Here is a 9,492-nt window from a genome sequence, read left to right on the forward strand (position 1 = left end):
GCCTGCAGTATGGGAATATCGATAAACTTTGGGAGAATCCACCGCTATCTGACGGTAAATCCGAGTTTATGCGGTTTATTGGGACTAATGAAGACCGAAAACCATCTGTTTTTTAAAAACTTGTTTCAAATTGGTCAAGAAATTGCGCAATATTTTTCGTTTCATCTTTTTTATGGTTAAATTCTGCCAATTGCCCAATTTTAAAATAAAATGTTGTCCACTTGCTTGATGAGGTTTTTAGAGGGGACTCATTATTGTATAAATCTATTCGGTCATATTTATTCCATAGCATCTATAACCGCTTTAGCATATTCTACTGTCCCGTTGTTACCACCGAGATCGCGAGTTAAATATTTTCCTTCCTCTAATACTTTTACTACCGCTTTTTCTACTCTATCTGCTGCCTTACTTTCCCCCAAATACTTTAACATCATCACACCGGAAAGAATTGCTGCTGTTGGATTAGCCGTATTTGCTTCTAATGCTTTTGGTGCAGACCCATGTACTGGTTCAAATATTGCCTCTTTGTCTCCTATATTAGCCCCTGGTACCACTCCAAGACCACCAACCAGCCCTGCAGCTAAGTCAGAAAGTATGTCTCCATAAAGATTGGGCATAACTAAGACATCATAGTTATTGGGTACCTGAACTAATTTCATACTCATTGCATCTACTATCATTTCCTCAAAAACTATCTCTGGATACTCTTGAGATACCTTCCTAACGCACTCTAAAAAAAGCCCATCGGTATATTTCATTATATTTGCCTTATGTACCACGGTAACTTTTTTTCTTTCTTCCCTCTTAGCCAATTTAAAAGCAAATCTGGCTATTCTCTCGCTGGCTTTCCTGGTTATAATCTTTATACTTTCGGCAGCATCTTCTCCTATCTTATGCTCTATCCCGGCGTATAAGTCCTCTGTATTTTCTCTAACTATCACTAAATCAATATCCGAATATCGAGAGGGTACACCTTTATATGATTTTACTGGTCTAACATTTGCATATAAGTCTAATGTCTGTCTTAATTCTACATTAACACTTCTAAAGCCGGTACCTATAGGAGTAGTTATGGGTCCTTTTAGGGCTACTTTATTTTTTTTAATGCTATCAATCACATAATTAGGAAGAGGTGTACCAAATTTTTGAATAACTTCTTCACCAGCTTCCACAATTTCCCAATTAATTTTCACGCCGCTTGCTTCTAAAACTATTCGAGCCGCCTTGATAACCTCCGGCCCAATTCCATCTCCCGGAATTAAGGTAATATTATAAGCCAATTTTATTTCCTCCTAACTAATTATTTTTTTATACTTCCTTTTGATTTTACTAAATTTAAAATGCCTCCTTGAACTATTATCTCTTTCTGTCTTGGTGTAATTTTTAAAATCATCTTATATTCCTTGCCATTGGTCATATTTTTTACCTTAACTACGCCTTTTTTAAGCTGTAGAAAGGCATTCTCTATTAAAAGTTCATCCATTTCTTCAACATTATCATAATCCTCTGGATTTTCGAATATCAAGGTAATTATTCCGTTATTTATAAGATTTGCTTGATGTATTCTAGCAAATGATTTTGCTAAAACTGCCTTTACCCCTAAATATAAAGGGATAAGAGCTGCATGTTCCCTACTTGATCCTTGTCCGTAGTTTATACCTCCAATTATAAAACCACCTCTGTTTTCCCTTGCCTTCTTCGGAAAATCTTTATCGCAAGGGGTCAAACAATAATCAGAAAGATAGGGTATATTTGACCTATAAGGAAGAAGTTTTGCATTTGATGGCATAATATGATCTGTGGTGATATTATCCCCTACTTTGATTAAAACTTTTCCTTGAACCTCTTTACCTAAAGGATGACCTTTGGGAAATGGTTTTATATTTGGTCCTTTGATTACTTCTACTCCGCTACAATTTTTAAGAGATGGTATTATTAGATTATCATTTATCAAAAACATTTTTGGTTCTTCAATTATAATAGGTGCCCCTAACTCCCTTGGATCAGTAAGATAACCAGTAATAGCTGAAGCTGCGGCAACTTCAGGACTAACCAAATAAACTTTTGCTGAAGGGGTACCAGATCTCCCTTCAAAATTTCGATTAAAAGTTCGCAAAGATACACTATTTGTTGATGGAGATTGCCCCATACCTATACAGGGTCCACAAGCACATTCCAGAATTCTTGCTCCTGCTGCAATTAAAGAAACCAACGCCCCTTCTTTAGCCAGCATACTTAATACTTGTCTCGATCCTGGTGCTATCACTAAAGAAACATTTTCAGCAATAGTTTTCCCTTCCAGTATCTTTGCTACTTTCATCAAATCAATATATGAGGAATTTGTACAGCTACCTATAACTATCTGATCAACCTTAAGCCCTTTTAAAGAAGATACCGTCACTACTTTATCTGGACTATGAGGACAGGCTACTAAGGGTTCTAATTGAGAAAGGTCTATCTCTATCTCTTCATCATAGATTGCTTCATAGTCAGCGTTTATTGCTAAAAAATCATTCTCTCTTTGTTGTGCTTTTAAAAACTCCAAGGTTACCTCATCACTGGGGAATATAGAACTTAATGCTCCTAATTCGGTTCCCATATTAGTAATCGTTGCCCTTTGAGGAACAGATAAATCTTTTATGCCCTCACCAACATATTCAAATACCTTACCAACACCCCCCTTGACAGTTAACCTTTTTAGAATTTCTAATATGATATCTTTTGCTGAAACCCAGGGAGGTAATTTCCCCTTAAGATTTACCTTCACCACTTCAGGCATGGTGATATAATACTCTCCAGTGCCCATTGCTATCGCAACATCCATTCCCCCAGCTCCTATTGCTAACATCCCTACCGCCCCAGCTGTAGGAGTATGGCTATCTGATCCTAAGAGGGTTTGCCCTGGGATGGTAAATCTTTCCAAATGAACTTGATGGCATATACCGTTACCTGGTTTGGAAAAAAATATTCCGTACTTTTTAGCTATAGTTTGAATATATAAATGATCATCAGCATTTTCAGGTCCAGTTTGTAATATATTATGATCAATATATGCTACTGACCTTTCTGTCTTTACCCTATCCATACCTAACGCTTCAAATTCAAGATAAACCATTGTTCCAGTGGAATCTTGAGTAAGCGTCTGGTCAATACTTATTATTATTTCTTCTCCAAAAACCATCTTCCCCTTGATTAAATGACTTTTTATTATCTTTTGCGTAATCGTTAAAGGCAACCTTTAAAACCTCCTTAATTCAAAATTCAAAGCTATTTTTCTAATAAACTATTGCTTTTAATTATGTAGGAGTCGGATTTATCCGACCCGTTTTCATTACTTTTTATTTTCAACTCTTCAAATAATTCTGGTATATGCATTCTGGTAAAAGATTTTAGTTCTTCATCACTAAAACTAGTTACCCTACCGGTTGCATATTCTTGGTCAATGCATTCTTTTATCTTTAAAACCCTAGGATCTTTTTTACTTATTTTTCTTTCTCCCTCTAATTTAAAATATTTGTTTATCCAAAAAGCAATCCCAGCTAGCCCTGAATGCGAGCCAACTGTTACTAATACGGGTTTATTCAATATTTTTTCTGTATCAAATATATTATAAATTTCTTCATCCTTTAATATTCCATCCGCATGAATTCCCGCTCTGGTTCTATTAAAATTTTTCCCCACAAAAGGAGTTTGAGATGGAATTCGATATTTGAGCTCTTTTTCGTAATAATTAGCTATCTCAGTTATGACCTCCAATTTCATATTTCTTATCGTCCCTCTAAGTTGAACATACTCAATAACCATTGCTTCCAGAGGACAATTCCCAGTTCTTTCACCTATTCCCAAAAGAGAAGTATTCACAGAAGAGGCACCATAAAGCCAGGCGGTAGTGGAATTAGTTACCACTTTATAAAAATCATTATGCCCATGCCACTCGAGCCATTCTGAGGGCACCTCAGCATAATGTCTAAGTCCATATATAATGCCTTGCACACATCGAGGTAAAGCTGCCCCCGGATAAGAAACACCTAAACCTAAAGTATCACAAGCCCTAATTTTAATAGGAATCTTCGCCTCTCGAGAAAGTTTCATAAGCTCATTGGCAAAAGGAACCACAAAACCATAAAAATCAGCCCGAGTAATATCTTCAAAATGACACCGGGGAATTATTCCATTTTCCAGAGCTAATTTTACAATAGAAATATATAATTCTACTGCCTGTTTCCGAGTAAGGTGAAGTTTTTTAAATATATGATAATCAGAACAAGGGACTAATATACCTGTTTCTTTTATGCCCATCTCCTTGACTAATTTAAAATCCTCTTTCTTTGCCCTTATCCAAGTGGTTACTTCAGGGTACAGATATTCTCTACTCAGGCATTTTCCCACGGCTTCTCTATCGCCTTGGGAATAAATAAAAAATTCTGTCTGTCTTATAAGCCCAGAATCATTATCGAGTTCATGTAAATAATCGTAAATTCTTACTATCTGATCTACTTTATAGGGAGATCTGGATTGCTGACCATCCCTAAAAGTAGTATCCGTAATCCAGATCTCCTCAGGAACAAACATCGGAACATGTCTATGGTTAAAGGTTACTTTGGGTATCTCTTTGTATGGAAATATCTCCCGATAAAGATTAGATTCGGGTATATCCTGAAGATTAAATTTATAAACTGCCTGTTCTATAAGATTGGTTCGCTTACTAAATTCTACTTTTGCCATCTGCTCACTCTCCTTTAATCTGATTAGACTTTACTTAATAAATAGATTAATCTAAAAATTTAAGGCCAGATTCCTCGCACTTTCATTGCCTTCGCTACCTGTGATACAGCATATATATATGCTGCAGTCCGATTATCTGTTTTTTCTTTCTCAGCAATTCTTGAGACTTCATTAAATGCCTTTAAGATTAGCTTTTTTAATCTTGAATTCACTTTTTCCTCACTCCAGAAATAGCCATAAAGACCTTGCACCCATTCAAAGTAAGATACAATAACACCACCAGCATTAGCTAAAATATCAGGAATTATGAAAATTCCTTTCTGAAACAATATTTCATCTGCCTCTGGAGTAGTAGGCCCATTTGCAGCTTCAGCTATTATTTTTGCTTTTATATTATTTGCATTCTTCTCAGTTATTACCCTTTCTAAGGCTGCCGGTACTAAAACATCGCATTCTAGTTCTAATAAATCTTTATGGGAGATAAATTCTGCCTTCGGAAAACCTTTTACTGAACCGGTTTTAGTTTTATAATCTGAAACCCCTAAAATATCGATCCCTTGAGGATTATAAATCCCACCTTTAGAATCACTGACCGCGATAATTTTATATCCTTGTTCATGAAGTAATTTAGCAGAGATTGAACCGGCATTCCCATACCCTTGAATTACTGCTGTAGCCTCTAAAGGATTAATACTTAGCTTTTTTGCAGCTACTTCTACCGTATAAGATAAACCACGGGCGGTAGCTTCTCCCCTACCCTCTGAACCCCATAATTCTAAAGGCTTCCCAGTTATAGTGGAAAAACTTGCTCCTCCAGTAAGTTTATTATATGTATCTATATACCAACCCATAATCTTGGGGGTAGTATAAACATCGGGTGCAGGAATATCTTTTTTAGGACCGATAATAGATGAAATTTCATAGATATATCTTCGGGAAAGTCTTTCTAGCTCCCCCTCTGACATTTCTTTTGGACTACAAATTACTCCTCCCTTGGCTCCACCATAAGGAATTCCCGCAACAGCACACTTCCAGGTCATCCAGGCAGAGAGGGCTTTTACTTCATCTAAAGTCACATCGGGATGATACCTTACTCCTCCTTTTAGTGGGCCTCGAGCAGAATTATATTGTGCTCGATAACCGGTAAATACTTTTACGGTTCCATTATCCATCTTTACTGGAATAGAAACTATTAGGACTTTTTCTGGTTCTTTAAGTTGAGCTAATATATTAGGATCTAAATTCATTTTTTTAACAGCTTTTTCTAATTGTATCTGTGCTACTTCAAAAGCACTTGCTTGATTAGTATCTTTTTCCAATTGTATTGGCATCATTTTCAAAGTGTCTATTTGACTTGTCATCGTTAATTTTCCTCCTAAATTAAGTTTTTTAATTACCATAAATATTTTTTATATTTAACATTTAATATTAAGATATAGAATAAACAATAACACCTCCCATTTTCTCTTTATTTGCCTCAATGAAAAGGCCTAATCTAAAAAAGAAGAAGCCCTTCTAAGACATACGCTGTCAAAAAGGGCTTCTTTGGCCTTGTTTAAATAGTTGAGCTTCTTTGCCGTTTATTCTACTCCCTTGTAGAAATTTAAATTATTTATCTATTTTCTATTTTTTTATTTGTAAAAATAATAATTAAAAATCATATCTCCTAAAAACTTAGTAATTAGTAATAGTTGATTTAGGTTAGGTGTGTAATATATTAATTCATTTTATTTGCCGAATTTCATCAGAAAGTATTATGGCCTCGGCAATCTCCTTCATGGAGATTCGTTTATCCATACTAGATTTTCTTATCAAAGAAAATGCTTCCTCTTCGCTTATATCTTTCTCCTTCATCAATATACCTTTTGCTTTTTCTACCTTTTTTCTGGTTTCTAATTCTTCCTGAATTATTTTAGTTTTAACTATTAGTTCAGTTTTTTCAATAGCTACCGCTGCTTGATTGGCAATGGTGCTTAAAAGAGTAATCTCAGATGTAGTAAATTCATAATATTTATTGGTATAAACATTAAGAACGCCAATAACTTCATTTTTTACTATCATAGGAATACTAGCCATAGAGACTAAGCCTTCTTTTATAGCCAGATTTTTTTCTTTGTATTGTTCATCTTTTAATACATCAAAAATTATTTTTGGTTTTTTCTCTCTAGCTACTAATCCTACTATGCCTTCATTTAATTTTATGGTTCTTTTTTTAAGATATTCTTGGTGCATTGATTGAGTAGCTTTAATATTAAATTCTTGTTTTTTTTCATCTATTAACCATACATTACAAACTTTTGCTTTCATTACATTGGCAGTTAAAGTTACAATAAGTTTTAATATATCCTCAAGATAAAGATCAGAAGTTATAGCTCTACTTATTTTATTTAATGTTTTTAAATAGTCTTCATAATCTATATTAGTCATAATTCTCTCTATTGTTCATTAAAATCAATATCTTTACCATTCTTCAAGTATTTAAAGTGTTAAATATTTATTTATAAAAAAACCTGAAAAATAGGTAATGTTAGTAATATCAACAGAACCTATCTCTCAGGCTTTTATCCTAAAAGTGTAATATCCATATCAGCTTGGATACTTTGCATCGCTTGGTCCAGACTCTAACCATTAATTAGACGGAACCCTAGATACACTTCTGTATTCATATATTTAATTTTAAAAAATATTAACATATACAAATTGTTTTGTCAAATACTATTTTGGAAATATTTTTTATTCTGATAACTTATGGATAAAGATACCGCTACGAAGTTTAGGTTCGAACCAGGTCGATTTGGGAGGCATTAATTTCCCTGCATCAGCAATTTCCATCAATTCTTCTATGGAGCTGGGATATAAAGAAAAAGCCACTTTCATCCCCCTATCAACTCTTCTTTCCAGCTCTTCTAAACCTCTAATTCCGCCTACAAATTCAATTCTCTCATCTGTTCGTGGATCTTGTACTCCCAAAATCGGGGCAAGAAGATTATTTTGCAGTATCGATACATCAAGACTATTCACTACATCATCTTGGTCAAAAGTTCCCGGTTTGACGGTAAATTTATACCAGCAATTACCTAAATACATCCCGAAGAGATGTTTAGCTTCTGGTTGGTAGGGACTTTTATCACTATAATTTTCTATAGTAAACTTTTCAGAAATTTTTCGAATAAATTCTTCTGGAGAATTTCCATATAAATCAGCCACCACCCGATTATACTCCATAATATAAAGTTCATTATGGGGGAAAAGAACCGACAAAAAGTAATTAAACTCTTCCTTTCCGGTATAATTTTTAAATTGTTCTCTTTTTTTAAGCCCCACTTTTGCCCCTGCTGCCGCCCTATGATGCCCATCAGCGATGTAGAAATAATCAATTTTGGTAAATAAATTTACTAATTGCTGAATTATTGATTTATCATCAATTATCCAACAGGTATGGGTTATTCTATCCTCAGAAGTAAAATCATATACTGGACTTTTTACCTCAATCCATTTATTTATAATTTGATTTATTTCTTCCTTGGCTTTATAAGTAAGAAAAACGAGTCCAGTATTAGCATCAGTATATTCAATATGTTTTACCCGATCTTCTTCTTTATCTGCTCGGGTATTTTCATGTTTTTTAATTATATCATTAAGATAATCATCAATAGAAGCACAAACTACCAGCCCAGTTTGAATTCTCCCTTCCATAATTTGCCTATAGATATAGAAAGTCTCTTTTTCTTCTTTTAAATATACCTTCTCTTCAATCAATTTAATCAAATTATCTCTAGCTTTTTCATACACTTTCTCCTCATAATGGTTTATAGTAGAATCAAGATCTATTTCAGCTTTACTCACATGAAGAAAGGAATAAGGATTATTCTTGGCCCTCTGGTAAGCTTCTTCTCTATTCATTACATCGTAAGGCGGGGAAGCTACTTGGGATACTAATTCAGGTATAGGTCTTAAAGCTCTAAACGGTTTGATTATTGCCATTTTTCATCCTCTACTTTAAAAATTATCTTTAATAATCGAAATGATTTCTTCTCCAATCCTTTTTTGAGCTTCTTTGGTAGAAGCTCCGATATGTGGAGTTACCGAAACTCTTTCGTGATTTACCAGTTCCAGATTCTTGGTTGGCTCTTCGGGAAATACATCAATCCCCGCTCCAGCAATCTTCCCGGAATTTAGTGCCTCCAATAAAGCTGCCTCATCTACCACACTACCTCGGGCACAATTAATAAGATATACTCCGTCTTTCATCTTGGAAAATTCTGGTTTACCAATCACCGGAGATTCATCTTCATTCCCTGGTAGATGTAAGGAGATAAAGTCAGAATCAGTTAGAAGTTGATCCAGAGAAACAAAAGAATATTCAGGACAATCTTTGGTTGGGCCTAAAATATCATTATAGATAATCTTCATCTCTAATGCTTTAGCTTTTTTAGCTAATTCTCTTCCGATTCTACCAAATCCTATAAGTCCTAAAGTTTTGCCGGAAAGTTCTATCCCGGTATATTTATTTTTGTTCCATTTACCTTCTCTCATGGTAACATTGGCAATTCCAATAAATCGAGCCAGAGAGAACATATGACCCAAAGCTAATTCTGCCACTGCTAAACTGCTCGATTTGGGAGTATTTCTAACCTTTATCCCTTTCGATTCAGCATAAGTTACATCTATATTATCCACTCCAACTCCACCCCGAATAATCAGCTTTAAATTTCCGGTCTCAACGGCAGAAGCTATTATATCTTTCCTAACTTTAGTTGCAGAACG

Annotated in this window: 7 protein-coding genes; all 7 read right to left on the reverse strand. The window is 34.7% G+C overall.

Annotated features, from left to right (window positions below; genetic code table 11):
- Positions 1-278 precede the first annotated feature (278 nt).
- On the reverse strand, positions 279-1,280 hold the full coding sequence (locus COZ07_RS05175; RefSeq protein WP_406607515.1) for an isocitrate/isopropylmalate dehydrogenase family protein: 1,002 nt from the start codon (positions 1,278-1,280) through the stop codon (positions 279-281).
- Positions 1,281-1,300: 20 nt separating this feature from the next.
- Positions 1,301-3,235 carry an aconitate hydratase gene (locus tag COZ07_RS05180; RefSeq protein WP_406607516.1) on the reverse strand — a complete coding sequence of 645 codons (1,935 nt, stop codon included), beginning with the start codon at positions 3,233-3,235 and terminating at the stop codon, positions 1,301-1,303.
- A gap of 32 nt (positions 3,236-3,267) precedes the next feature.
- Positions 3,268-4,725: a 2-isopropylmalate synthase gene (locus COZ07_RS05185; protein WP_406607517.1), complete on the reverse strand. Its 1,458-nt coding sequence runs from the start codon at positions 4,723-4,725 to the stop codon at positions 3,268-3,270.
- 59 nt (positions 4,726-4,784) lie between these two features.
- Positions 4,785-6,086: a Glu/Leu/Phe/Val family dehydrogenase gene (locus tag COZ07_RS05190; RefSeq protein ID WP_406607518.1), complete on the reverse strand. Its 1,302-nt coding sequence runs from the start codon at positions 6,084-6,086 to the stop codon at positions 4,785-4,787.
- Positions 6,087-6,447: 361 nt separating this feature from the next.
- A complete protein-coding gene (locus COZ07_RS05195) occupies positions 6,448-7,152 on the reverse strand; it encodes a GAF domain-containing protein (RefSeq protein ID WP_406607519.1) in 705 nt (234 codons plus the stop codon).
- Between the two features lie 306 nt (positions 7,153-7,458).
- Positions 7,459-8,709: a DUF1015 domain-containing protein gene (locus tag COZ07_RS05200; RefSeq protein WP_406607520.1), complete on the reverse strand. Its 1,251-nt coding sequence runs from the start codon at positions 8,707-8,709 to the stop codon at positions 7,459-7,461.
- A 15-nt stretch (positions 8,710-8,724) separates the two neighbouring features.
- The coding region (locus COZ07_RS05205; RefSeq protein ID WP_406607521.1) for a D-2-hydroxyacid dehydrogenase at positions 8,725-9,492 on the reverse strand (768 nt) is incomplete at its 5' end.

Origin of the sequence: Candidatus Infernicultor aquiphilus (assembly GCF_002784285.1) — a bacterium.
Taxonomy (GTDB): Bacteria; Atribacterota; Phoenicimicrobiia; order Phoenicimicrobiales; family Phoenicimicrobiaceae; genus Infernicultor; species Infernicultor aquiphilus.